The organism is Sphingomonas yantingensis (genome assembly GCF_014199325.1).
Classification (GTDB): Bacteria; Pseudomonadota; Alphaproteobacteria; order Sphingomonadales; family Sphingomonadaceae; genus Sphingomonas; species Sphingomonas yantingensis.
The window spans coordinates 271,915-294,482 of the sequence record NZ_JACIJJ010000001.1 but is presented as its reverse complement, the minus strand read 5'-3'; the positions used below and the strand labels follow the sequence as shown (position 1 = coordinate 294,482).

Annotated in this window: 22 protein-coding genes and 1 tRNA gene; 5 read left to right on the top strand and 18 right to left on the bottom strand. The window is 69.6% G+C overall.

The genetic code is table 11. The features are described from left to right. Nucleotides 1–60 precede the first annotated feature (60 nt). A complete protein-coding gene (locus tag FHR19_RS01455; protein WP_246359246.1) occupies nt 61–1,422 on the bottom strand; it encodes an MATE family efflux transporter in 1,362 nt (453 codons plus the stop codon). Between the two features lie 127 nt (nt 1,423–1,549). On the opposite strand from FHR19_RS01455, the gene FHR19_RS01450 reads away from it, so the two are divergent. Then, a tRNA-Leu gene (locus FHR19_RS01450) sits at nt 1,550–1,636 on the top strand. A 225-nt stretch (nt 1,637–1,861) separates the two neighbouring features. Here FHR19_RS01450 and FHR19_RS01445 read toward each other — a convergent pair. The 5 genes from FHR19_RS01445 to FHR19_RS01425 form a co-directional block, all read right to left on the bottom strand. Next, entirely contained in the window at nt 1,862–3,208 is a 1,347-nt protein-coding gene (locus FHR19_RS01445) for a glycoside hydrolase family 27 protein (RefSeq protein WP_425505918.1), read from the bottom strand. 61 nt (nt 3,209–3,269) lie between these two features. After that, nucleotides 3,270–5,123 (bottom strand): CocE/NonD family hydrolase, encoded by a 1,854-nt coding sequence (locus tag FHR19_RS01440; protein ID WP_184023525.1) that lies wholly within the window; start codon nt 5,121–5,123, stop codon nt 3,270–3,272. 167 nt (nt 5,124–5,290) lie between these two features. Continuing rightward, nucleotides 5,291–5,953, bottom strand: a complete 663-nt coding sequence (locus FHR19_RS01435; protein WP_184023523.1) for a calcium-binding protein — start codon at nt 5,951–5,953, stop codon at nt 5,291–5,293. A 298-nt stretch (nt 5,954–6,251) separates the two neighbouring features. Beyond that, complete coding sequence (locus FHR19_RS01430) at nt 6,252–6,812, bottom strand: DUF3617 family protein (protein WP_184023521.1); 561 nt, start codon at nt 6,810–6,812, stop codon at nt 6,252–6,254. Then, nucleotides 6,809–8,155, bottom strand: a complete 1,347-nt coding sequence (locus FHR19_RS01425) for a M20 metallopeptidase family protein (RefSeq protein WP_184023519.1) — start codon at nt 8,153–8,155, stop codon at nt 6,809–6,811. Before FHR19_RS01425 ends, FHR19_RS01430 begins: the two co-directional genes overlap by 4 nt. A gap of 96 nt (nt 8,156–8,251) precedes the next feature. On the opposite strand from FHR19_RS01425, the gene FHR19_RS01420 reads away from it, so the two are divergent. Continuing rightward, complete coding sequence (locus tag FHR19_RS01420) at nt 8,252–9,286, top strand: bifunctional transcriptional activator/DNA repair enzyme AdaA (protein WP_184023517.1); 1,035 nt, start codon at nt 8,252–8,254, stop codon at nt 9,284–9,286. Here FHR19_RS01420 and FHR19_RS01415 read toward each other — a convergent pair. The 4 genes from FHR19_RS01415 to FHR19_RS01400 all read right to left on the bottom strand — a co-directional run bounded on the left by FHR19_RS01415 (nt 9,283) and on the right by FHR19_RS01400 (nt 16,100). Then, complete coding sequence (locus FHR19_RS01415) at nt 9,283–10,803, bottom strand: hypothetical protein (protein ID WP_184023515.1); 1,521 nt, start codon at nt 10,801–10,803, stop codon at nt 9,283–9,285. The two genes, FHR19_RS01420 and FHR19_RS01415, sit on opposite strands and share 4 nt — an antisense overlap. 63 nt (nt 10,804–10,866) lie before the next feature. Continuing rightward, the gene (locus tag FHR19_RS01410; RefSeq protein ID WP_343053118.1) at nt 10,867–12,396 is read right to left on the bottom strand and encodes a S1C family serine protease; all 1,530 of its coding nucleotides are present in this window, start codon (nt 12,394–12,396) and stop codon (nt 10,867–10,869) included. 58 nt (nt 12,397–12,454) lie between these two features. After that, nucleotides 12,455–14,626: a primosomal protein N' gene (locus FHR19_RS01405; RefSeq protein ID WP_184023513.1), complete on the bottom strand. Its 2,172-nt coding sequence runs from the start codon at nt 14,624–14,626 to the stop codon at nt 12,455–12,457. Nucleotides 14,627–14,663: 37 nt separating this feature from the next. After that, nucleotides 14,664–16,100: a sensor domain-containing diguanylate cyclase gene (locus tag FHR19_RS01400; RefSeq protein WP_184023511.1), complete on the bottom strand. Its 1,437-nt coding sequence runs from the start codon at nt 16,098–16,100 to the stop codon at nt 14,664–14,666. Nucleotides 16,101–16,213: 113 nt separating this feature from the next. Between FHR19_RS01400 and fsa the strand changes: the two genes are divergently transcribed. Continuing rightward, nucleotides 16,214–16,867, top strand: a complete 654-nt coding sequence (gene fsa / locus FHR19_RS01395; protein ID WP_184023509.1) for a fructose-6-phosphate aldolase — start codon at nt 16,214–16,216, stop codon at nt 16,865–16,867. Nucleotides 16,868–16,921: 54 nt separating this feature from the next. Here fsa and FHR19_RS01390 read toward each other — a convergent pair whose 3' ends face one another. The 8 genes from FHR19_RS01390 to FHR19_RS01355 all read right to left on the bottom strand — a co-directional run bounded on the left by FHR19_RS01390 (nt 16,922) and on the right by FHR19_RS01355 (nt 21,605). Further along, nucleotides 16,922–17,329 (bottom strand): hypothetical protein, encoded by a 408-nt coding sequence (locus tag FHR19_RS01390; RefSeq protein ID WP_184023507.1) that lies wholly within the window; start codon nt 17,327–17,329, stop codon nt 16,922–16,924. A gap of 95 nt (nt 17,330–17,424) precedes the next feature. Then, nucleotides 17,425–17,820 carry a hypothetical protein gene (locus tag FHR19_RS01385; RefSeq protein WP_184023506.1) on the bottom strand — a complete coding sequence of 132 codons (396 nt, stop codon included), beginning with the start codon at nt 17,818–17,820 and terminating at the stop codon, nt 17,425–17,427. A 9-nt stretch (nt 17,821–17,829) separates the two neighbouring features. Continuing rightward, on the bottom strand, nt 17,830–18,249 hold the full coding sequence (locus tag FHR19_RS01380) for a hypothetical protein (protein WP_184023505.1): 420 nt from the start codon (nt 18,247–18,249) through the stop codon (nt 17,830–17,832). Between the two features lie 88 nt (nt 18,250–18,337). Further along, nucleotides 18,338–19,114, bottom strand: coding sequence for a crotonase/enoyl-CoA hydratase family protein (locus FHR19_RS01375; protein ID WP_184023504.1), 777 nt, complete (start codon nt 19,112–19,114; stop codon nt 18,338–18,340). Between the two features lie 20 nt (nt 19,115–19,134). Further along, a complete protein-coding gene (locus FHR19_RS01370; protein ID WP_184023502.1) occupies nt 19,135–19,743 on the bottom strand; it encodes a winged helix-turn-helix domain-containing protein in 609 nt (202 codons plus the stop codon). 22 nt (nt 19,744–19,765) lie between these two features. Beyond that, complete coding sequence (locus FHR19_RS01365; RefSeq protein ID WP_184023500.1) at nt 19,766–20,665, bottom strand: transposase; 900 nt, start codon at nt 20,663–20,665, stop codon at nt 19,766–19,768. After that, entirely contained in the window at nt 20,653–21,453 is an 801-nt protein-coding gene (locus FHR19_RS01360; RefSeq protein WP_184023498.1) for a hypothetical protein, read from the bottom strand. The genes FHR19_RS01365 and FHR19_RS01360 overlap by 13 nt, the downstream gene beginning before the upstream one ends. 14 nt (nt 21,454–21,467) lie before the next feature. Beyond that, a complete protein-coding gene (locus FHR19_RS01355) occupies nt 21,468–21,605 on the bottom strand; it encodes a hypothetical protein (RefSeq protein ID WP_184023496.1) in 138 nt (45 codons plus the stop codon). A gap of 124 nt (nt 21,606–21,729) precedes the next feature. On the opposite strand from FHR19_RS01355, the gene FHR19_RS01350 reads away from it, so the two are divergent. Both FHR19_RS01350 and FHR19_RS01345 read left to right on the top strand, forming a co-directional pair. Beyond that, a complete protein-coding gene (locus FHR19_RS01350) occupies nt 21,730–22,161 on the top strand; it encodes a PaaI family thioesterase (protein WP_184023494.1) in 432 nt (143 codons plus the stop codon). Next, complete coding sequence (locus FHR19_RS01345) at nt 22,158–22,535, top strand: PaaI family thioesterase (protein WP_184023492.1); 378 nt, start codon at nt 22,158–22,160, stop codon at nt 22,533–22,535. The genes FHR19_RS01350 and FHR19_RS01345 overlap by 4 nt, the downstream gene beginning before the upstream one ends. Nucleotides 22,536–22,568: the final 33 nt, after the last annotated feature.

The window sequence follows — 22,568 nt, the reverse complement described above, 5'->3', positions numbered from 1 at the left end:
TTGTTGCCCGGCAGGTAAGTGGCGGGGCTTATCGCCACAAGGGGTTAGGGGCTCCGAGGGTCAGGCCGGCTGGCGCAGCCGCCCGTTCGCGCGCCCGCTGACCCACCAGAGCCGCGCGCCATTAAACAGCGCCGCCGCGACCATCCCCGCGCCCGATGCCCAGACCAGTCCGGCCGGCCCTGCCCCCACATGGATCAGCCACCAGCCGAGCCCGCCGGTCACGACGAAGAACGCCGCGATCCCGTTGAGCCCCGCGGCGACCTGATCGCCGAGCGAGCGCAGCGCATAGACGAAGACGACCTGAAGCCCGTCGAACAGGATGAACGGCGCCCAGCGCAGCAGCATTGCCGCGGCGATGGCATGGACGGCGGGGGCGGAGGGGAAGACCGAGACGATCGGACCGATGCCGATCAGGATGACGAGCGCCATCAATCCGGTGCCGAGCGCGGCGAGCCCCGCGGCGATCGCGGCCCGCCGCCATGCCTCGTCCGGGCGCCCCTCTCCCACCGCATTGCCGACCCGCACCCCCGCCGCCGAGCCGAGCCCGAGCGCAAAGCCGAAGGTGACGTTGTGCACCGAAAACACGATCTGGAACGCGTGCGCCGTCGCCTCCCCCAATTGCGTCGACAGCGCGATCAGGATCGAGAAGCCGGCAAGCTCCAGGCCCGACGCGAGCGCCGGCACCGCCCCGAACGACAGGAGCGCGGTGACGCCCGACCATCGGAAATCGGTGAGCGTCCGCACCCCGCGCTCGGCGGCGCGCGGCAGCGTCCAGGCGGCATAGAGCATCGCCGCCGCGCCGAAGGCCGAGGCGATCGCCGTCGCCGACGCCGCCCCTACCGCGCCGAACGCCGGCAACCCGAACTGCCCCGTTGCGAGCACCCACGCGAGGACGCCGTTGAGCGGTAGCACCGACAGCTGCACCACCATCACCCGCCGCGGCCGGCTGACGCCCTCGAGGAAGAAGCTCGCCGCGATCGAGAGGAGCTGGAACGGATAGGCACAGGCCATCACCCGCACCACCGCCGCCGCCGCGGGCGCAAGATCGGGCGCGACGCCGACGAAGCGCAGCAAGGGTTCGGCAAAGGCGAACAGGATGCCTCCGCTCGCGATGCCGAGCATCAGGCCGAGCACCAGCCCCTCGTGCAGCACGCGGCCGGTCTCGCGCAGGTCCCCCGCCCCGTCGGCGCGCGACACCATGACGATGACGCCCGACAGCCAGCCGAGCACGACGACGATGCCGATATAGGTGAGCGCCCGGCTCGCCCCCAGCGCCGCGACCTCGTGCGTGCCCGTCAACCCGACGACGATCACGTCAGTGAGGTGCAGGATCGTCCAGTTGAGGCTGGTCAGCATCACCGGCCATGCGAGCGCGAGGATGCGGCGTGCCTCATCGGACAGGGGGGATCGGGCGGGCTGCATCGCCGCCGGCTCTAGGCTGCGTCGCTCCAACGGGCAAATCGAGAAGAAAGCGTGTTGCAAGGGTCCGGGGACGCTGCTAGGGGCACCCGCCTACCGGCCGCCGGGTCCTCTTGGCGGTATGACACGTGCGGTCGTGGCGGAACTGGTAGACGCGCAACGTTGAGGTCGTTGTGGGCGAAAGCCCGTGGAAGTTCGAGTCTTCTCGACCGCACCAAGTCCCGATCAGATGCAGACCCCGAGGGTGCGATCTGATCGGGGATTTCCCGCGCCGGGCAAATCACCCCTCGATTATTTCGCCAGCGCTTGCTCGCAGGAACCTCTTCGTAACCCCGGACCTGTTCCGGGGTCCACCCAGCCGCGAACGCTGCCGATAGCGCCTCGAGCGGAAACGATCGCCGCACGGTGGACCCCGGAACAAGTCCGGGGTGACGAGGAAGCCTCAGCCCAGCCGCAGCAGCTCGGCCCCATGCGGCGCGACCGTGCGCGCGATCCGGCGCTCTGCACGGCCCGCATCCCTGCCCGCCCACAGGTCGCGCACCGACACGCGCGGCGGCAGGCCGAGTTGGTCGAGCACGATCCCCACGTCCTTCGGCTTGTCGGTGGTGTTGAACAGCGCGACGTAGCGCCCCGCGCCGGTTTCGGGCCGGGCGGACCAGATGCGCGTCCCGTCCTCGACGAAGTGCGGCCGGTTGTCGGTCGAGGCCTGATTGACCGCCAGCGCTTCGCGATTGGTGAGCAGCGCCAGCGTGGGCGCATCGAGGTGGCGAAGGTCGCCGCCCATGATGAGCGGCGAGCGGGCGATCGACCACAAGGTCATCACCGTCCGCTGCTCGGCAGGCGTGAACTTGGTATCGCGCTGGCCGAGCGCGAGGCGACCGAGCGGCAGCATGTCGGCATCGGGCCAGCCGCCCGGCCGGCGCGCGTCGTTCCAGTTCTCCAGCCGGGTGAACTGCGCCTCGAGCAGCGGCCACTCGTCCCAGAAATCGTCGGAGATGCGCCACATCTGCGCGAAACGACGCACGTGGTCGGCCCGCGCGACGGGCGTCTCGCCCGGCGACAGGCTCAGCATCATCGGCCGGCCGGTGCGCCGGATCGCGAGATGCGCCGCCTCGATCTCTGCCGCATGCGCGTCATAGGGGCGGCTCATGTCGTCCATCTTGACGAAATCGACGCCCCAGCCGGCGTAGAGCGCGAACACGCTATCATAATAGGCCTGCGCCCCCCGTCGCTTCATGTCGACGCCGACCATGTCGGGATTCCACGGGCAGATGCTGGTCGTGTCGGCGATATCCTTCGCCCGGACGTTCGTGCCGAGGATGGGCAGGTTGCGCTCCACTGCCAGCCGCGGGATGCCGCGCATCAGGTGGATGCCGAACTTCATCCCCAGCCGATGCACCTCGGCCGCGAGCGGCGCGAAGCCCCTGCCGCCCGCGCTCGACGGAAAGCGGTTGGGTGCGGGCAGCAGCCGGCCATGCCCGTCCATCGTCGGCACCGGCGTCTTGTTATAGGCATAGCTCGACGCCTCGGGCTCGTACCACTGGATGTCGACGGTGAAGATGTCGTAGCCGAAGGGCAGCAGCCGCTTCGCCATGATCGCCGCGGTCTCACGCGCCTCTGCCTCGGTGATCGTCGTGGCGAAGCTGTTCCAGCTGTTCCAGCCCATCGGCGGGCGCGGCGCGAGGACCGGCGCGGGCGGGGTCTGCCCGCGAAGCGGGGCGGCCGCCGCACTCGCCGCGCCCAGTGCCATCACGCCGCGCCGGCTCAGTTCCGGTCCCGTCATTGCCATCCTCCCGATCGTTTATTTGTCGGTGTAATAGCATGACGGGGCCGCGTCGGCGCAACCCGGCTTAGCGCATGACGGGCAGCACGATCCGCGAGCCCGCGCACACGCGCTGCGTCGCGCGCTTGAAGTCGCCGGGGGCGGCCTTGGCGATGTTGGGGACGAAAGTCTGCGGATTGCGGTCGATGACCGGGAACCAGCTCGACTGGACCTGCACCATGATGCGGTGGCCCTTCCTGAATACATGGTCGTGTTCGCGCAGGTCCACGTCCCAGCTTCGCACCTGATCGGGTACCAGCGGCTTGGCCTTTTCGTATCCGTCCAGCCAGCGACCGCGCCGCACCTCCATCGCGATCGGCAGCTGATAGCCGTTGAGCGACTTCGCATAATCGCCGGGCTTCATCGGCCGCGGCAGCTTTTCGGTGTCGTCGGGCAGCACGTCGATCAGCTTGACCACGAAATCGCTGTCGGTTCCGCTGGTGGAAGCCATCAGCATCGCCTTGAGCGACCCCGTGACGGTGAAGTCTGCGTCCAGTGGCGCGCTGACATAGCTCAGCACGTCGGGCCGCCCGCCGAGGAAGCGCTGGTCGTCCGCCTCCCACCACGGCCAGTCTCGCGATCCCCAGGTCGAGGAGATCGGGCGGCGGCGATAGGGGACCGGTGCGGCGGGGTCGGACACATAATCGCGGCACGCCTCCCCCGCCGTGGGCGCATCGAAGCTGACCGTGCCGTCGGCGCGCAGATAAAGGCTGGTCGGCTTGGCGGCGGCGGGCGGCCATTGCGGATAGTCGCGCCACTGCCAGCTTCCCGACTGGAACATCCGCGCCTCATAGGTCGGACGCGTGCCCTTGCCATGCAGCCAATAGGCAAAGAACGGCGCCTCCACGTCGCGGCGGAACGCGGTGCCGCTGTCGGTACCGATCGGGACCGGCCCGACCTTGTCGCTGGGCCCGCGCCAGCTGCCGTGGTTCCAGGGGCCCGCGACGATCGTGTTGAGCTTATTCGGGTCGTCGCGCTCCAGCTTCTGATAGATGCGCCAGGGGCCGTACGGATCCTCCTGGTCCCAGAAGCCCGCGACCGACAGCGTCGCCACGCCTGCGCGGCCGAGCGCGTCGGTCCATCGCTGCGCCTGCCACCCGGCGTCGTAATCGGGCCGCTCGACCATCGCGGTCATGATCGGCGACACGCCCTTGAACCACGCCTTCTCGATATTGCCGAGCGTCCCCTGTTTCAGGAACCAGTCATAGGTGTCGAACTGGTCGTAGCCGGGAAAGTCGTCGTTCGTCTTCGAATGCTGGAGCAGGTACAGCCAGTCGGTCGCATAGGTGAGCCGCGCCGCGCCGAAGCGATGCAAGTCGTCGTTCATCCACCAGTCGTTCCACCCCGCCTGCGGACTGACGGCCTTGAGCGCCGGATGCGGCTTCGTCAGCGCCACCGCCGCGGCATAGCCGGGATAGGACACGCCCCACATGCCCACCTTCCCGTTGTTGGCGGGCACGTTCTTCACGAGCCAGTCGATCGTGTCATAGGCGTCGGTGGCGTCGTCGACCGCCTTCGATCCCTTGGGGGCGATCGCCATCGACATGGTGAACTTGCCCTCCGAGCCGAACCGCCCGCGCATGTTCTGATAGACCATGATGTAGCCGTCGCGGGCGAGAAAACTCTGGTCGGGCGGCGTCTCCGCCGGCGCCTCGTCCGGGATGCCATAGGGGCTGCGTTCGAGCAGGATCGGCAGCGGGCCTTTCCGGTCGAGCGGCCGGATAACAACGGTCTCCAGCCGTACCCCGTCGCGCATCGGGATCATCGTCTTGGTGTAGCTATAGGCGGGCGAACGCGCGGCAACCGGCTGCGCCTGACGCGCGAAAGCAGCGGGTGCGACGGCGGCAAGCGCCAGGGCGAGCGCGAGAAGCGGGCGGTGCATGACTGACAGATCAGCCGAAACCGGGGCGCTTGTCGAGGCTCAGCGAATTACCTCACATCGGACATCCACTCAACACCAGCAGGGCTGCGCGAATTGCCGCGAAGCAGTCAACCCAATCGGGTCAGCGTGAGGTGGCCTGAGACTAGCCAAGCCACCTCACCCTAGAGTCAGATAAACTCGATACCGCCGTTGTAACCGAGCGACGAGAGATACGATTCATACTGATCGGCGCTGAAGGTCTGGTTCTTTATGACGTCCATCAGCGTGACTTCGTAAGTGAACGACTTCGCCCCATCATTGACCTGCAGGGTCAAGGTGAGGTCATACACCCGCGCATCGTTAAACAGGCTGCGCCCGTTCATGCTCTGCTCGGGAAGGAAGGCTGCAGTCGCGTCGATGATCGTCGCCCCGTTCCAGATCTTCAGGGTGTCGCCGAGCGCTAGGTTGAAATCGGTGATATAGTCGTGATCACCAACGGTCGCGAACTTGGAAAACTCGAAGACATCCGCACCGGCGCCGCCGAAAAGATAATCCGACCCTTGACCGCCGATAAGCAAATCGTTTCCGGTCGAACCGATGATGACATCGTCGCCCCGCTTTGAATCATATTTCGTATCGCCGCCCGCGCCACTGACGGTGCCGACGCCCTGCGTCGAGGTGCCATCGCCGCCGACAAACACATCCTCATAATAGGCCATTTTCAAATCCTCAAAAACGATCAAGCCGCAGGTACGAAGCGAACCCATGCCCGGGTTCGGGTTCTTCGCCTGGTTAACCAACTCTTTACCAAGAAATTCCAGTGTCGATTTTCTGGATTGTTGCGGCGACATGATCGCGCGCCTTTCACCGCGTCGGTAAGGCGGTGCGTCTGCCGTCGAAAAAGCAGATCAGGCATGATCGTGTGAACCGGGCTGTCCGATCGCGGTTTGCGCAACCAAAAGACGAACCCGGGTCGTAAAGAGCCGGGTCGTGTGAGGCCGGCACGGTGCCCGTTTCCGCTGTCGGCGGATCGGCGGTCAACCGCTTTGCTGCGGTCCAAGCGGACGTTCGTTTATCCCCACGGCAACGGGAAGCCCAAGGAAAGCGTTCCCGCCCGAAGCAAAGGTCAGGAAGCTGAGGATCGGCTCCTCACGCACAATCCCCCGTCCGCTCACCCGTCACCCGCGAGCGCATCTTCATCGCCTGTGCCGCGCCCGGCCCCGCTGCCTCGATCCGGTTCTCCAGCTCGAAGCGCCGCTTGTCGAACGTCCCCGTCATCGCGATCTTCGCCGCGCCTGCACCGCTGCCGTCGCCCGCGCAGGTCATCGCCGCGTCAACCTTGCCGTCCTTCATCGTGAAGCGGTCGAAGCGGCAATTGCCCGACTTGCCGGCGAACAGGTCCTCGTTGGGGTTCGCCGCCTGCTCCGGCGTCATACAGCTCGAGACGGTCGATTTCTGGAGCATCCGGCGCTTCATCTCGCCGGCCATCTGGGGCGGCAGGCCGGGGATGTCGGCCTCCAGCACCTCGATCGTCGTGCGCCACTGGCCGGGGTCGAAGCGCATCGCCGCGCCCGCCGCCTTGGTCTGCGCCTGAACCTCCGCCACGCTGGCGTTGGTCACGTCGATCTCGCCGGTCTTGCCTGCGCTTTCGTTCGTGCTCTGCCCCCCGCAACCCGAAAGCGCGAGGGCGATCAGCACCAGCCGCTTCACGAGCCCGCGCTCCCGCCCGAACCCGGCTTCATCAGGTCGAGGAGTGCGGCGGTCATCGCGATCGTGCCGGTGACGATCGCGGGCTCGGGCGCGATCTTGAACAGCGGCGAGTGGTGCGAGGGGACCGGCGGGCCGCCCCTGGCCGCGGCGTCGATCACCGCCTGCGGCGTGCCGCCGACCGCGAAATAATAGCCCTTCACGCTGGTATCCGGCTGGATCAGATAGGCGAAGTCCTCCGCCCCCATGCCCTTCTGCTCGAACGGGACCACTTTGGCGGCGCCCAGCGTCTCGACCATCACCCCGTTCAGCCGCCGGGCGAGCGCGGCGTCGTTGATCGTCGTCGGCGTTCCCTCGACCACCGTCACCACGGGCATCTTGTCGGCGGGCATGCCGTTCAGTTCGCCCACACCCTTCGCCACCCGCCGAATGCCGGCGATCAGGCGTGCGCGCTCCTCCTCGTCATTGGCGCGCACCGTCACCTGGAGCTTGGCCTCGTCGGAGATGATGTTGTGCTTGAGGCCCGAATGGAACGAGCCCACGGTGATGACGCCGGGCTTCAGCGGCTGCTGCTCGCGGCTGATGAGGCCCTGCAGCGCGATGACGAGCTGCGAGGCCATGTAGACCGGGTCCTTGCCCATGTGCGGGCTTGCGCCGTGCGCACCGATCCCGGGGACGGTGATATCGACCGAATCGGAAGAGGAATACTGGATCCCCTCCGCCGCCGACACTTTCCCGGCGGCCAGTTCCGATGACACGTGGAAAGCGAGCGCCGCCTGCGGCTTGGGAAACCGCTTGTAGAGACCGTCCTTGACCATCGCCGCGGCGCCGCCGACGCGTTCTTCGGCGGGCTGGACGATGAAGACGACGGTGCCCTTCCACCGGTCCTTGAGCGCGGCCATGCGGCGGGCGGTACCGACCATCGAGGTGATGTGCGTGTCGTGGCCGCAGGCGTGCATCACCGGCGCCTCGACCCCGTCCACCCCGACCTGCCGCACCTTCGAGGCGTTGGCGAGCCCCGACTTCTCCTCGACCGGCAGGCCGTCCATGTCGGCGCGGACGAGAATGACGGGGCCGTCGCCGTTCTTCAGCACACCGACGACGCCGGTGCCGCCGACATTCTCGGTCACCTGCATCCCCGGCACCTTGCGCAGTTCGGCGGCCATGCGCGCGGCGGTCTTCGTTTCCTTGAACGAGAGTTCGGGATTGCGGTGGAACCAGTCGAACATCGCCGCCAGCTCCGCCTTGTAATCGGCGCGGACGGCGGCGGCGTAATCGGGCTCGGCGGCGGCGACCGGCGCGGCGATCGACAGCGCGGCAGCGGCGGCAAGGAACAGGTGACGCATCTAGAACTCCCCCATTTTTCGGGAGCCTAGGCGCGGGGACGGTTTGACCGCAAGCGGCGGGATGCGGGCGCGCGCGCGGCAAGCTATGCCGGCATCATGGAAATCGACGAACAGGCGGCCTGGGATGCCTTCGAGCAACGTGACCGCGGCGCCGACGATCGCTTCGTCGTCGCGGTGACGACGACGCGCATCTATTGCCGCCCCTCCTGCCCCGCCCGCCGTCCGAAGCGCGAGCATGTCCGCTTCCTCGCCGACGGCGATGCGGCGCGCGACGAGGGCTATCGCGCGTGCCTGCGCTGTCGCCCCGACGAGGCGGCGCGGGATCGTGAGGGGGTGGCCAAGGCGCTGGCGCTGATCGAGGCGGCGGAGGCACCGCCATCGCTGGACGAACTGGCGGCAGCGGCGGGCTATGCGCCGCATCATTTCCACCGGCTGTTCAAGCGCGCGCTGGGCGTGACGCCCGCCGCCTATATCCGGGGTCTGCGCGCGGGCCGAGCGGCGGCGGCATTGAGCGAGGAGGGACAGGTGACCGAGGCGATCTACAAGGCGGGTTATTCCGGCCCCTCGCGCTTCTATGAGGAGAATGCCGGCCGGCTCGGCATGGCGCCCAGCGTCTGGGCGCGCGGCGGCGAGGGGGCGGTGATCCGCTGGACGATCGCCCCCACCTCGCTCGGCCCGATGCTGGTCGCCGCGACCGACAAGGGCCTGTGCCGCGTGTCGTTCGACGAGGACGAAACCGCGCTCGCCGCCCGCTTCCCCCGGGCCGCGATCGAGCCCGGCGGCGACGCGCTCGCCGATCTGGCCGCGCGCGTGGTGGCGGAGGTGGAGACGCCCGGCCGCGACCCCGACCTGCCGCTCGACGTGGCGGGGACGGCCTTCCAGGAAGCGATATGGCAGGCGCTCCGCCGCATCCCGGCGGGCGGCACGATGAGCTATGCCGAGCTCGCCGCCGAGGTCGGCCGTCCCGGCGCCGTTCGTGCCGCCGGGTCAGCGTGCGGGGCGAACAACGTCGCGGTGGTCATTCCTTGTCACCGCGTGACGCGCAGCGACGGGACGATGGGCGGCTATGCCTATGGCCTCGATCGCAAGCGGGCCTTGCGATTGCGCGAGGGCGTCGTCGACCGGCCCTAACGGTCGCCTTCCGCTTCCTTTTCCCCGGGAGTGCCCGATCTCGTCAGCGCCGCGCGCGCCGGTTCCGGGCCGGCATCGAGCGCGGCGAGCAATTCGGCCGCGCGCGGCATCCGCGCATGGGGGTCGAAGGCGAGCGGTGCCACCGTCATCCGCGCCGCCTTGAAATCGCCGCGCTCGATATAGGCCATCGTCGCCAGCATCCGCGCACGCCGGTCCTCCGGCGCCAGGCCATGGGCATAGATGAGCGCGTCCTTCACCGCTTTCGGCGGCGCCTGTCCGAACATCTCGAAGCTGTCGTAGATGCGCAGCATCGGGCGCGGATCGTCGGGATCAAGGCGATTGGCGCGCGATAGCGGCGCCCGCACCGCCTTGATCGCCGCCTCGTTAGGCTTGCCCTGCGCGCGCAGCAGCGCCGCCTGCGCCATGCCGAGATAGAGATAGCCGTCGCGGTTCTTCGGATCGGCCGCGATCGAGCGCCCTGCCGCCGCCGCCGATTCGGCGAAATTGCCCGCGTCATACTCCGCCTCGGCCAGTACCGCCTGGGCAAAGCCGTGCGCGGGATAGGGGGCGGCGGCGCGGCGGACCGCAGGCAGCAGCGCCAACGCCGCCTTGCGGTTGACGCCGCGGGTCGAGGCGATGTGCACGTCCATCACCGCCGCCTCGCCCGCATCGAGCGTTCGCACGGTGACGGGCGCCACCTTCAATTTGTCGGCACCGATCCTCAGCCCGGTAAAGCGGCCGCGCATATAGGCGCCGAGTTCGCGATCGAGCTTCTTGAGGTCGCCGAAGGCGACGCGGCCGGCGGCTTCGTTGTCCTGCCCCGCGTTCAGCGCCTTCAGATAGGCGCCAAGCTGCGTCCGCCGCGCCTCGTTGAAGGTCAGATAATGCGTCAGCAGCCAACCGCGCGCATACATCGCCGCGATCCGCGCCTCGTCATTGCCCGCAGAGGTCTGCTCGAACAGCTTGTCGATCGGCAGCGGCGGCCCGTTGAACAGACTGTAGGCGCGATACTGCGCGGGCGCGCCGAAATCGACGCTGCCATCATCGCCGAAGGTCGCGGTCGCGTGGAACTCGGCAAACCCCTCGACGAACCAGGCGGGGAACGCCGCGCTGAAGTTCCGGAACATGAAATGGTGCGTATATTCGTGCAGCAGCACCTGTTGCGGCTTGATCTGTTGGTTGGTCGCGGGCGATCGCGGCACGAACGCCACCGACCCGCCGGCACGCGGGATATAGAAGCCGGCGACCTGCTTGCGCCCGATCAGCCGCTCGACATCGCCCGTGTCGTCCAAGAGATAGACCGTCAGCCGGTTCGCCGGCCCCGGATCATTCCCCTCGATCCCGCGCAGCACGCGCAAGGCGGCATCGAAGCGTTCGAGCTGATCGGCGAGCTTGCGGGCGGCCTCCGCCTTTCCCTCGGTCAGGACGCGGACGTTGCGGCCGCTTGCCTCATACCAGTCGGCATGGGCGACCCCGATCGCCAGCCACGCCGCCACCAATCCCGCCAACCAACGCATCCGCCATTCCCCGAACCCATGCGGGAACAAGGCTAACCTGCGATAATGCTGGCGAAAAGCCCCCTATGCGGCGGGCTTGCAGCGATAGACGAGCCTTTCGTTGGGCAGCGAAGGAAGCGCGGCGCGGATCGCCGATTGCTGGCCGGCCAGCGCCGCACGCGCGGCCTGATCAGCGCTACATTGCTTGAGCTGCACTTCCTTGCGCAACGCCCGTGCCTGGCTCATCTGCGCAGCCGACAGCAGGAAGCGGGTGTTGGTGTAGGTCCGGCTCGCCGGATCGAACTCGAGCAGCGAGACGGTCTGCTCGGCATCGGGGACGAGGATGCGCGCCCAGCGCCGTCCCGCCTCGGCATATTGCGTGCGCCCGTTGACGCAGCCGTCGCGGCCCCAGTCGAGCGCCACGTCGTCGGTCGCCGACACGGTGACGCGGCTGCGCGCCGGGTCGATGGTGCAGACGAGATTGCCGATCGCGGCACGCGGATCGGCGCCCGCGGTCGTCGGCGACGCGGCGGGAGCGGCGCTCCGCGCCCGCGCCGCGGCCCGCTCGGGATCGAAGGCGGGGCGCAGCAGGAAAACGAGGATCGCCGCCAGCATCAGCGCCGCGCCGCCGCCGCCCGCCCACATCGCCTCTCGCTGCTTGTTGCGCTGATAAAGCAGGCCCGCGCCGCCCACCGCCAACGCACCGACGACCAGCAGCAGCGCGGCGATCCCGAGGAAGTTCTCGCGCGTCCGCTCGTTCGCGTCGCGCGCGTCCTCGATCGCCTGCGCGCGGACAGCGGCGGCCTTCTCCGCCGCGTCGCGCGCGGCGGCGGCATCGGCGGCGGCGGTGCGCGCGTCGGCGTCGCGCTCGCTCGCCAGTTGCGCCTCGATGCTGGTGCACGGGGTACCGACGCTCGTCACCCCCTGTCCCGCCTCACGCAGGAAGGCGAGCAACTCGGCGTCGGCGATCGCGAAGCCGAAGCCCGCATCGCCGTCGTCGGCGCGGGTGATCGCCGAATTGACGCCGATGACGCGCCCGCACCGGTCGAGCAGCGGCCCGCCCGAATTGCCGCGCGCGATGCCGGCGGTGTGGAGCAGCACCTGCGTCCCGCTGAGCGTCCTGAGCCCGGCGTAATTGCCCTGCGTCCTGACCGGGGTCAGCGGCCGGATGAAGTCGGCGGCCGACCGCGCGACGGCCAGGTCGACATTGCCCGGATAGCCGAGCGACACCAGCGCCTCCCCATCCTCGACCGGGCCGGAATAGAGCGCGAGCGGCGGCAGGCGCACCTCGCCGAACTCGATGAGGGCGAGATCGCGGGCTGGATCGACGGCGATCAGCCGGCCCTGCACCGACCGCTCGCCCTCGCTCGGCACTACGCCGATGACGACGTTATCGGGATATTGCGCAGCGAGCTCGACGACATGCGCATTGGTGACGACGCGGTTGGGCGAGACGGCGAAGCCCGAGCCATGGCCGAAGCCCACCACCTCCTCGCCGTCCATCGCCACGGTGACGATCCGCACCACCCCGCGCGCCGCCGCCGAGATATCATCGGCCCGGGCTGGCGCGGTACCGATCAGCAGCATCGCGAGGAAAAGGAAGAAACGCGTCAAGGCGATGCTCCGTCGTTTGGCGCGGCCTCAATCCGCCACCGCGCCGCCGGGTTCAAGCTCAAACGAAGCTGTAGGGATCCACATCGACCGCGACGCGCACCTTGGCGGGCCAGTCGACGCCGCTTAGCCAGTCGCGGATTGCTTCCTGCACCGGAAACACGCGGCGGGCGTGGACGAGCAGGCGGAAGCGGTGGCGACCGCGCAGCATCGACAGCGGAGCCGGCGCGGGGCCGAACACGTCCATCCCCTCCACCCGCGGCGCGGCGCGGCCGATCGCGCGCGCGGCGTCGTGCGCGGCGTCCCGGTCCTCGCTCGACACGATGATCGCCGCGAACCGGCCGAAGGGGGGCGCGTCGGCATCCTGCCGCGCCTCGGTCTCCGCCGCGTAGAAACTCTCGGCATCGCCGCTGACCAGCGCCTGCATGACGGGCGCGGCGGGGTCGTGCGTCTGGATATAGACGTGACCGGGCTTGTCCCCGCGCCCCGCACGGCCCGCCACCTGCATGATCTGCTGAAAGCTGCGCTCGGCCGCGCGCAGGTCACCGCCCGAAAGGCCCAGGTCCGCGTCGATCACGCCGACCAGCGTCAGGTCGGGGAAATGATAGCCCTTGGTGATGAGCTGCGTGCCCACCACGATGTCGATCTCGCGATGCTCCATCCTTGCCACGAACTCGGCGGCCTTGGCGGGGGACCAGATCGTGTCGCTGGTGACGATGGCGATGCGCGCGTCGGGCCAGAGCGCCGCCGCCTCGTCAGCGATCCGCTCGACGCCGGGGCCACAGGCAACGAGGCTCTCCTCCTCCTTGCACTCCGGACAGGCGCGAGGGGTCGGCATGACGTGGCCGCAATGGTGACAGGCGAGGCGGCGGATCAGCCGGTGCTCGACCATCCAGGCGGTGCAGTTGGGGCACTGGAACCGATGCCCGCACGTCCGGCATAATGTCAGCGGCGCGTAACCGCGGCGGTTGAGGAACAGGAGCGCCTGCTCCCCCCGCCCCAGCGTATCGTCGATCGCGCGGGTCAGCGTCGGCGCGATCCAGCGCCCGCGCGGCGGCGGGTCGCGAAGCAGGTCGATCGCTTGAATCGCCGGCATCTGCGCCGCGCCGTACCGGCCGGGCAGCTTCAGTTCGGCATATCGGCCGAGCGCGACCTGGTGCCGCGTCTCGATCGCCGGCGTCGCGGTGGCGAGGACGACCGGGCACCCCTCGAACATCCCCCGCATCACCGCGACGTCGCGGGCATGGTAATGGACGCCGTCCTCCTGCTTGAAGCTGGTCTCGTGCGCCTCGTCGACGACGATCAGGCCGAGCTTGGGATAGGGGAGGAACAGGGCGGAGCGGGCGCCGACCACGACCTTCGCGTCGCCGCTGGCGATCGCGCGCCACGCGCGGCGGCGCTGCGACTGGCGAAGGCCTGAATGCCAGGCCACCGGCTCGCACCCGAAGCGGGCGTGGAACCGCTTGAGAAAAGGTTCGGTCAGCGCGATTTCGGGCAGCAGGACGAGCGTTTGGCGACCCGCCTCGATCGCCTCCGCCACCGCCTCGAAATAGGTCTCGGTTTTGCCGGAGCCCGTGACGCCGTCGAGCAGGAAGGGCTGGAACGCCGCCCCCGCCACCGCCGCGCGCAGCGTCGCCGATACCGCGGCCTGCTCCGCCGACAGCGCGGGCGGCGCATGGTCGGGGTCGGGCGCAGGATAGGGCAGGTCGATATCGACCTCGATCGCCTCGATCGCCCCGGCCTTCACCAGCCCACGGATCACCGCGTCGCTGACGTCGGCGATCGTCGCCAGCTCGCGCACCAGCCCCTGCCGGTCGCCGATCCGCTCCAGCGCCTGTGCGCGTTGCGGCGTCAGCCGGTTGGGGACATGGCCGGTCGCGCGATATTCGGTCGCGAGTTTCGCGCCCTCCAGCGCCGAACTCGACGGCAGCGCCATGCGGACGACCGACGCGAGCGGGCTGAGATAATAATCCGCGGTCCATTCGATCAGCCGGCGCAGCGGCGCCGGCAGCGGCGGCACGTCGGCGACGCCGAGCAGATTGCGGAGGCGATTGTCACCCACCTCCTCCGCCGACAGGCGATCCGCGTCCCACGCGACGCCGAGCAACTGGCGCGGGCCGAGCGGCGCGACGACGACCGACCCCGGCTCCACCGGCATCCGCGCGGGGACGCGGTAGTCGAGCGGGCCGAGCGCCGAATTCATCACGATCACACGGGCACGCTCACCGGGCATGGCGCCGAGATAGCGGCTCGGCCCGGTAAAGAAAGGGTCAGGCGTTCGCGGCTCGCGCCGTCCCGCGCCGTTCGCGCTTGGCCTCATAAAGCGCGGTGTCGGCGGCATGGATCAGATCGCGTGGGTTGGTCATGCCCGGCGCGAACGCGGCCCAGCCGATCGTCCCGCCGACGCGCACGCTGCGCTCACCGAGCGGGATCGGCCGCGCGAACAGGTCGAGCAGCCGCGCGATCCGCGCGCCGATATCGCGTGTGGCGGCGCCCTCGAGCACCAGCGCGAACTCGTCGCCGCCCAGACGCGCGGGGAAGCTGTCGGTCAGCCACTCGCCGCGCAGCCGCCGGCCGTGCGCGCGCAGCACATCGTCGCCCGCCATATGACCATGGCCGTCGTTCACTGCCTTAAATCCGTCGAGGTCGATGAGAACCAGGGTAAGCGCGCTGTCGCCGCCCCGCGCGCGCCCGATCGCGGCCTCCAGTCGCTGATCGAACGCCGCGCGATTGGCGATACCGGTCAGCGCATCGACATGCGCGCTGCGCCGCAGATCCTGCTCGAGAAGATACCGCGCGGTCACGTCCTGGAACACGCCCGTCACGGCGACGCTGCGCCCATCCTCGCGCTCGACTTCACCCAGCCCGCGCACGCGCAGACGGCGGCCCTTGGCGGTGTCGAAGTCGACCTCGAAATCGAACGGCTCGCCAGTTTCCAGCGAGTGGGCGAGCGCCGCGCTGACGATCGCGCGCGCCGTAGCGGGATAGAAATCCAGCGCGTTGGCGAGGTTGGGCTCGAAATCGTCGCCCACCTCGTGGATGCGGCGCACGCCGTCGCTCCATTCGACGGTTTCGCTCGCCGGATCGAAGCTCCACGCGCCGATCATCGCCATCCGCTCGGCCTGTCGGAACACGCGGTCCTTGCGTGCCAGCACGGTCGCCTGATCGTGCGTCCGCTGCGCCAGTGCCAGCGCCTCGCGCGCGGCGGCGCGGGCATCGATCAGCGCCTCGGCCAGCTTGCCCAGCCGCAGCAGCGCGGTGCGCTGGTCCTCGCTCAGGTCGCGCGGCTCGTTGTCGAGCACGCACAGCGCGCCGACCCGCGCCTGCTGGCCCGAAGAGCGGACATGAATGGGAACCCCGGCATAGAAACGGAAGCGCGGCCCCTCGCGCACGAGCAGGCTGTCCGCGAAACGCCGGTCGTGCCGTGCGTCGGGCACCACCATCACCCCGTCCTGTCGAATCGTCTGATCGCAAAAGGTGACGCCACGCGGCACCGGCGTCCGGTCCATGTTGAAGCTGGCGAGAAGATGCTGGTCGCGCGAATCGATCAGCGAGATCGACGCCATCGGCGTGCCGATCAGCCGAGCGGCAAACTCGGTCAGCGCGTCGAGGTCGAGTTCGGGCGCCGCGCCGATCAGGCCCAGCGCATCGAGCACCTCGAGCCGGCGCGCTTCATCGGGGAGCGGGGGAACGTCGATCGGCTTCATGCGGCGATCGGTAACCGATGCCGGTTAACGGCGCCTCAAGACGGTTCGCTCTGTACGCACGCCCGCCCAGCCGATAGAGGCGCGCCATCCCTTTAAAATGCGAGGCCGGGCCGATGAAATTCTTCGCTGATACCGCTAACGTCGATGACATCCGCGAGCTGGCCGAAGCCGGGCTGCTGGACGGCGTCACGACCAACCCGTCGCTGATCGCCAAGGCGGGCCGCGACTTCATCGAAGTGACGCGCGAGATCTGCGGGATCGTCGAGGGGCCGGTGTCGGCCGAAGTGGTCGCGCTCGACCATGAAGGGATGATGCGCGAGGCCGAGATCCTGCGCCGGATCGGCGACAACGTCGCGGTCAAGGTGCCGCTGACGATCGACGGGCTCAAGACGTGCAAGGCGCTGACCGACGACGGCACGATGGTCAACGTGACGCTCTGCTTCTCGGCAAATCAGGCGCTGCTCGCGGCCAAGGCGGGGGCGACCTTCGTCTCGCCGTTCGTCGGCCGCCACGACGACAACGGCTTCGACGGGATGCAGCTGATCGGCGACATCCGGCTGATCTACGACAACTACGCCTTCGACACCGAGATTCTGGTGGCGAGCGTCCGTCACCCGATCCACGTCCTCGAAGCCGCGAAGATCGGCGCCGACGTGATGACCGCGCCGCCGTCGGTCATCAAGCAGCTCGTCAAGCACCCGCTGACCGACAAGGGGATCGAGGGCTTCCTCGCCGACTGGGCCAAGACCGGCCAGAAGATCGGCTGATACCGAATGCGCCCCTGCCGCGTGCCGGGGCGCGTTACGGCCGCGCGGGGTGGATCAGGCGGTGACGCCGTCGGTACAACGAACGGTCACGCCCTTGGCCGTCACCAGTGCCTTCTCGCCAGGCTTCGCCTCCACGCGGCCGTCGCCCTTGTTGCTCGACACGGTCAGCACCATCGGGCGGTCGACGACGCAGCGATATTCGCCCCTCGTCATGCTGCACGCGCTTTTCAGCGCCCGGGCATCGTCATCGGTCGGCGTGCCCACCGATTCGACGCCGAATCCGATCGAACCGGAACCGCCGACCAGGGCCGCCTTGAGTCCCGACACCAGTCGCCCCTGATACAGACCGGCCTTGCTGGTGGGGCTAAGGCCGATCTGCGGTGCCAGCCGCGCACAAAAGCTCGGCCCTGCCTGCTGCGCAGCCGCTCCGCCGCCTGCCACCAACGCTGCGATCGCCGCCATTGCCGCCTTCATTCCTCGCTCCCGTTCAGATTTTCGAAGACGGAGGGCTAGACCCGATAAAAGACGATCCGGTTACAAGGACTTGGCGCGGGGCGTCAGGTTGGCAGTCCGACCGACTGCATCCACGCGACCGCCTCGTCATGATCGGTGAAGACGCGGCAATTGGGCGCGTTCAGATAACGCTCGATCTGCATCTTGGTCAGGATCGAGCCGGCGATCGCCGCGATCGGTGCGCTCGTCAGTTGCAGCGCGCGCGGCATCATCGCTGCCAACTGGTCCACCACGCCCGCGGGCTGGACCGGCGCATCGCTCACGTCGGCAAGCGTGTAGAAGGCGCCGTGGCGCAGCCGCAGGATCACCCCTTGCGCCAGCAGGTCCGCCGCGAACTTCGCAGCCAGCCCCGCGGACCAGAACCCCGTCGCGGTGATCCGCAACATGCGGTCGGCTGGGTCGTGTCGGATCGAATAATCGGCCTTGGTATCGGTCTGCATGAGGGGGTCCTAAGCGTCGATCTGGGGGGTCAGCGCGGCGAGCGCGGGCAAGAGGACGGTCTGCTCGCGGCGGCCGCGATCCTCGATCCTGCGCATCAGCGCGGCGGAGGCGGCGCAATAGCCGCGCCAGTCCGCGCCGATCCGATCAGGCGTCCAGGAGGTGACGTGAAGGCTGGCCGCCGCGCGTAACGTCGAAAGGTCGATGTCGAGCGCGTCGAGCGCGTCGGCGATTCCCGCGATCCCGGTCCCAAGCAGCGCGGGATACACCGTCTGCTTCAGGAACCGCGACCGATCCATGCTCGCCGCCATCAGCTGGTGGCGCGCCCGCGCGAGTTCTGCCATCTCGGGCGCGGGTGCGCGGCAAAGCTCGCGCATCGCCGCGACCCTCAGCCGCAATCGCTCGTAATGCTGGTCCAGTACTTCGATCATGCCGTCCGATCCGTGATCGGTGCGACCTAGGCGCGCTTGCCTGACGACCGCTTAATCGCCTGCGATCGGTATGCTTTCGCGCGCCGCGTCAGTCACGAAAGACGGGTGCGCGGCGGGTAAGGTTGGCGGCCACCGCCTCCATCTGATTGTGACTGCCGATCAGCTTGCCCTGCTCGCTCGCCTCGGCCGCCAAGATCGCGGCAGCGTCGCCCTCGATCCCCGCCAGCCGCTTCGCCGCGCGGATCGCATGCGGGTTGCGGTCGGCGATGGTGCGCGCCAGCGCCCGCGCCTCGGCCAGCGGATCGTCGGCGAGCCGCGTGACGAAGCCGAGCGCCGCGGCCTCTTCGGCCCCGAACTCGCGCGCGGTATAGATGCACTCGCGCAGCACGTCGTCGCGAACCAGCCCGCGCCACAGCGCGTAGCCCGCCATGTCGGGGACGATGCCCCATTTCAGCTCCATCACGCTCAAGCGCGAATCGGGCGCGGCGATGCGGATATCCGCGCCGCTCGCGATCTGAAGGCCACCGCCGAACACGACGCCGTGCAACGCCGCGATGACGGGCATCGGCAGCGCCCGCCAGCCCCAGGCGACATGCTGATAGAGGTTCGCGATCCCCTGGCGCCGCTCGGCCAGCCCGCTCAGATCGCCCGCCGCCGCCATGCTCGCCATGTCGAGCCCCGCACAGAAGCCGCGCCCCTCACCCGACAGGACGACGGCGCGCACCTCGCGCGCCTCGCCCAGCCGATCGATCGTGTCGGCGATCGCGGCGAACATCGCCGGGTCGAGCGCGTTGAGCTTGTCGGGGCGCGCCAGCCGCACCTCGGCCACGCCGTCCTCGATCGTCATCGTCACGCGCTCGGTCATCGCATCCTCCGCCGCAATGCCTAAGCGGGCGACAGGCGATAGCCAAGCCCGCGATCGGTGCGCAGCATCGGCGCCGCACCCGGCGGATCGAGTTCGGCGCGCAGCCGCGCGACATGGACCTGCACGACGTTCGTGCCGGGATCGAAGCCGAGCCGCCAGATCGCCCGCAACAGTTCGGCGCGCGGCACCGGCCGACCGGCGTGGCGCGCGAGATAGGCGAGCAGCGCATATTCGCGGGGGCGAAGGTGCAGCGACCGTCCGCCCCGCACGGCCGTCCGCGCGATCCGGTCGAGCGACAGGTCGCCGATCGTGACGCGCCCCGCAACGCTGCGCAGCCGCGCGGCCAGCCGGGCGGCGATCTCCGCCGGGGCGGCATCCGCGCACACCGCCTCGTCCGCGCCGGCGTCGAGCGCCTCGATCACGCGGTCGGGGCGATCGACCAGCAGCATCAGCGGGCCGGTCCAGCCGGTCTCCCGCACCTGCGCAACGATCGCCCGCGGCGCGGCGAGGCTTGAGAGCATCACCGCATCGACCGCCTCCGCCAGCGGCGCCAGCGCGAGCAGGCCCCGCGCCGCAAGCGCGGCGGCAAGCGCGGGGCTCGGCGGGTCACAGGCTATGCGGGCGAGCATCACGCCTGCAAATTACAGGTCTTCACGCCGGATCGGTTCGAACCTGATCCAGATTGGTCGCGATGGCGTGCGCGTGGGCGGCAAGCATCCGATCGGCGGCGACGTCGGGCTTCGCCAGCAGCGGACGCGCCATGCCGGGGGCGATCCGCTCGAGCGTTCGCCACGCCGCGATCCTGACCCGGGGATCGCGATGACCCCGCCCGAACGCCTCGACCAGGTCGAGGCCCTCGCCCAGTGCCGCCGCGAGGTCGAGCAGCAACGCCGCCGGCATCACTGCGAGCGCGCCAGCCACGCATCCGCGGTCGATGTCGTACCGATACTGGCCCCGCCACGATGCGGCATCGTCCCGCACCAGCAGGTTGACCGATACCGACAATGCCGTCGGCGGCGCCTGCGCATGGATGTCGCGATAGGCGCGATAGAGCCGGACATCGCCGGGCGCGAGGCGATGCCGGCCAAGCGAGACGAGCGCAGCGGGCTCGCCGGCGATCCCCGCATGCGGCGCGGCCAGCGTCCACTCGTCGCTCAAATAGCCCGGTCCCGCATGGCCACAGGTGAGGAACGCGAAATCATGGTCGTGCGCCGTCCCGTAGAAGAACGCCGCCGGTCCGCTGTCGGCGAGCATCCTCTCGTCGGCCCCGGGCCAGAAGGCGGCGCGCAGCACGAACCGGCGACCGGGCGGGGCAAGCAGCAACGCCTGCGCGCCATAGCCGCCATTGTCCGCCGCACCCCCGCCACTCGCCAGCACGCGTTCGGCGACGCGTGCGACAAGCCCGCGATCGGCCGACAGCGCGGCCAGGTCCTCGGCCAGCGACGCGAGCCCCGCCTCGTCCCGCGGATCGACGCCCGACGCCTCGGCGCGCGACAGGCATTCGTCGGCGTCGAGTGCGCCGAACGGCGCGGCGGGGATCAGGCGGGACATGCCAGCATCCCCTGCGCCGCCAGGGCCGCGGCCCGCACTTCGGGATGCGGATCGGCGACGGCCATTCGCGCCAGCGTCGGCGCCGCCCCGCGCGCATCCTGCGCCAGCCAGTGCCGCATCGCCGCCCAGCGCACGAAGAAGGCGGGATGGGCGCTCGCCGCCGCCAGCCCCCCGGTCCCGCCGCCGAGCGCGCCGAGCACCTCGACCAGCATCGCCGCCTGCGCCGCGTCACCCTCGGCGGCGGCCGCCCGGCGCAATTGCCCGCCGGGAAGCGCATAGTCGCGCAGCAGCGGCGCGGCATCGACAGCCAGCGTCAGTGTCAGCAGGATCAGACCGCCCTCGGCCGGCACGAACCGGTGCGCCTCGCGCCGTCCGTCGATCGCGAGGGCGCTGCCGCAGGTCACGTCCACCGATCGCCGCGGGCCCAGCGGCGATGCGGTCGCCGCGCTGAAATCGGCCCCGACGACGCCCGCTTCCCACCGATCGAGGCGCCCACGTCCACCGAGCACACGAACGAACGACTGCCGTCCACCCGCAATGACGCCGCCCGGCGGCTCGCCCCCCGGCCGCAGCGTGGTCACCGCGAGGACGAGGTCGGCGCGCCGCTCGATCATCAGCGTCGCGCGATCGCCCGCCACCCGCCCGGCCAGCGGCCAAGCCGCATCGGGCCGGGCAAGCAGCGGCGAAAGGACCGCCGCCGCCCAGTCGCCATCGGCGACCAGCGCGGCGGCGACGGCCGGGTCGCCCGCCAGGTCGAGCGCCGCCATCGCCGCGCCCGACCGCCACATGGCGACGGGATCGCTCAGCGCCCGCCCCCCGTCATCGCGACGATATAGACATAGATGTCGTCGCCCTGCCGCTCGGCCGCGGGGATCGCGGCGGGATCGCCGACACGCGTGGCAAGGCTGGGCAGGCGGTCGAGTGGAAAGCTGGTCGGCATCGGTCATCCCCTTGTCTGCGCCGCCAGTTCGGCGGCTGTCAGAGGATCGCGCGGGATGCGCCGCGAACGCAGTTAATTCACTGTAACCTTGGCGGCTCACCCCGCTTGCGCTTTAAGGGCGGCAATGGCCCCCATCCCCTTCCATCCCGAACAGTTCCTGACCCGCACGCAGGCGCATCATGGCGGCATCCTCGGCATCGGCTACCGCGCGCACGGCCCCGACTGGGCCGAGCTCGACCTGCCTTGGAAGCCCGAGCTCGTCGGCGACGAAACCAGCGGCGTGCTCGCCTCCGGGCCGATCGTGGCGCTGATGGACATGGCGACCAGCGTCGCGGTGTGGATGAAGCGCGGCGGCTTCGTGCCGCACGCCACGCTCGACCTGCGCGTCGATTACCTCCGTCCGGCACGCTCGGGCGAGACGGTGATCGGCCGCGGCGAATGCTATCGGCTGACGCGCGCGATCGCGTTCGTGCGGGGGATCGCGCACGACGGCGATCCGGACGATCCGGTCGCGCACGTCGCCGGCACCTTTATGTCCACGGGTCTAAAGCCATGAGCCTGCCACCCTATGCCCGGCTGCTCGGCCTGCGCATCGAGCCCAACGAAGAAGGCGCGCCGGTCCTCGTCATGCCGTTCGGGGACAAGGTGATGGGCCGCCCCGGCTTCGTCCATGGCGGCGCGATCGGCGGGTTGGTCGAGATGGCGGCGGTGGCGGCGCTCCGCCACGCGCTCGGCGACGAGGGCGCGACGATCAAGCCGATCAACCTCACCACCGATTTCATGCGCGGCGGTAAGGACGGCGACACGCGCGCGGCGGGGCATGTCGTCCGCCTCGGCACGCGCATCGCCAATGTCGAGGCGTTCGCCTGGCAGGAAGACCGCAACCGCCCGATCGCGGCGGCGCGGATCAACTTCCTGCTGGCGCGGTAGGCGCGCCGCCCGCAACCTTGGGCTCCCGCTTCC

Coding starts and splice junctions, on each gene's coding strand:
- FHR19_RS01360 (WP_184023498.1), bottom strand. CDS start 21,453: ATGTGGCGGTCGGGCGCGGCGATGGCGGCGCTCGACCTGGCGGGCGAC.
- FHR19_RS01425 (WP_184023519.1), bottom strand. CDS start 8,155: ATGCGTCACCTGTTCCTTGCCGCCGCTGCCGCGCTGTCGATCGCCGCG.
- FHR19_RS01370 (WP_184023502.1), bottom strand. CDS start 19,743: ATGCTCGCCCGCATAGCCTGTGACCCGCCGAGCCCCGCGCTTGCCGCC.
- FHR19_RS01380 (WP_184023505.1), bottom strand. CDS start 18,249: ATGATCGAAGTACTGGACCAGCATTACGAGCGATTGCGGCTGAGGGTC.
- FHR19_RS01405 (WP_184023513.1), bottom strand. CDS start 14,626: ATGCCCGGTGAGCGTGCCCGTGTGATCGTGATGAATTCGGCGCTCGGC.
- fsa (WP_184023509.1), top strand. CDS start 16,214: ATGAAATTCTTCGCTGATACCGCTAACGTCGATGACATCCGCGAGCTG.
- FHR19_RS01420 (WP_184023517.1), top strand. CDS start 8,252: ATGGAAATCGACGAACAGGCGGCCTGGGATGCCTTCGAGCAACGTGAC.
- FHR19_RS01390 (WP_184023507.1), bottom strand. CDS start 17,329: ATGGCGGCGATCGCAGCGTTGGTGGCAGGCGGCGGAGCGGCTGCGCAG.
- FHR19_RS01455 (WP_246359246.1), bottom strand. CDS start 1,422: ATGCAGCCCGCCCGATCCCCCCTGTCCGATGAGGCACGCCGCATCCTC.
- FHR19_RS01435 (WP_184023523.1), bottom strand. CDS start 5,953: ATGTCGCCGCAACAATCCAGAAAATCGACACTGGAATTTCTTGGTAAA.
- FHR19_RS01385 (WP_184023506.1), bottom strand. CDS start 17,820: ATGCAGACCGATACCAAGGCCGATTATTCGATCCGACACGACCCAGCC.
- FHR19_RS01440 (WP_184023525.1), bottom strand. CDS start 5,123: ATGCACCGCCCGCTTCTCGCGCTCGCCCTGGCGCTTGCCGCCGTCGCA.
- FHR19_RS01365 (WP_184023500.1), bottom strand. CDS start 20,665: ATGTCCCGCCTGATCCCCGCCGCGCCGTTCGGCGCACTCGACGCCGAC.
- FHR19_RS01375 (WP_184023504.1), bottom strand. CDS start 19,114: ATGACCGAGCGCGTGACGATGACGATCGAGGACGGCGTGGCCGAGGTG.
- FHR19_RS01355 (WP_184023496.1), bottom strand. CDS start 21,605: ATGCCGACCAGCTTTCCACTCGACCGCCTGCCCAGCCTTGCCACGCGT.
- FHR19_RS01415 (WP_184023515.1), bottom strand. CDS start 10,803: ATGCGTTGGTTGGCGGGATTGGTGGCGGCGTGGCTGGCGATCGGGGTC.
- FHR19_RS01345 (WP_184023492.1), top strand. CDS start 22,158: ATGAGCCTGCCACCCTATGCCCGGCTGCTCGGCCTGCGCATCGAGCCC.
- FHR19_RS01350 (WP_184023494.1), top strand. CDS start 21,730: ATGGCCCCCATCCCCTTCCATCCCGAACAGTTCCTGACCCGCACGCAG.
- FHR19_RS01445 (WP_425505918.1), bottom strand. CDS start 3,208: ATGGCAATGACGGGACCGGAACTGAGCCGGCGCGGCGTGATGGCACTG.
- FHR19_RS01400 (WP_184023511.1), bottom strand. CDS start 16,100: ATGAAGCCGATCGACGTTCCCCCGCTCCCCGATGAAGCGCGCCGGCTC.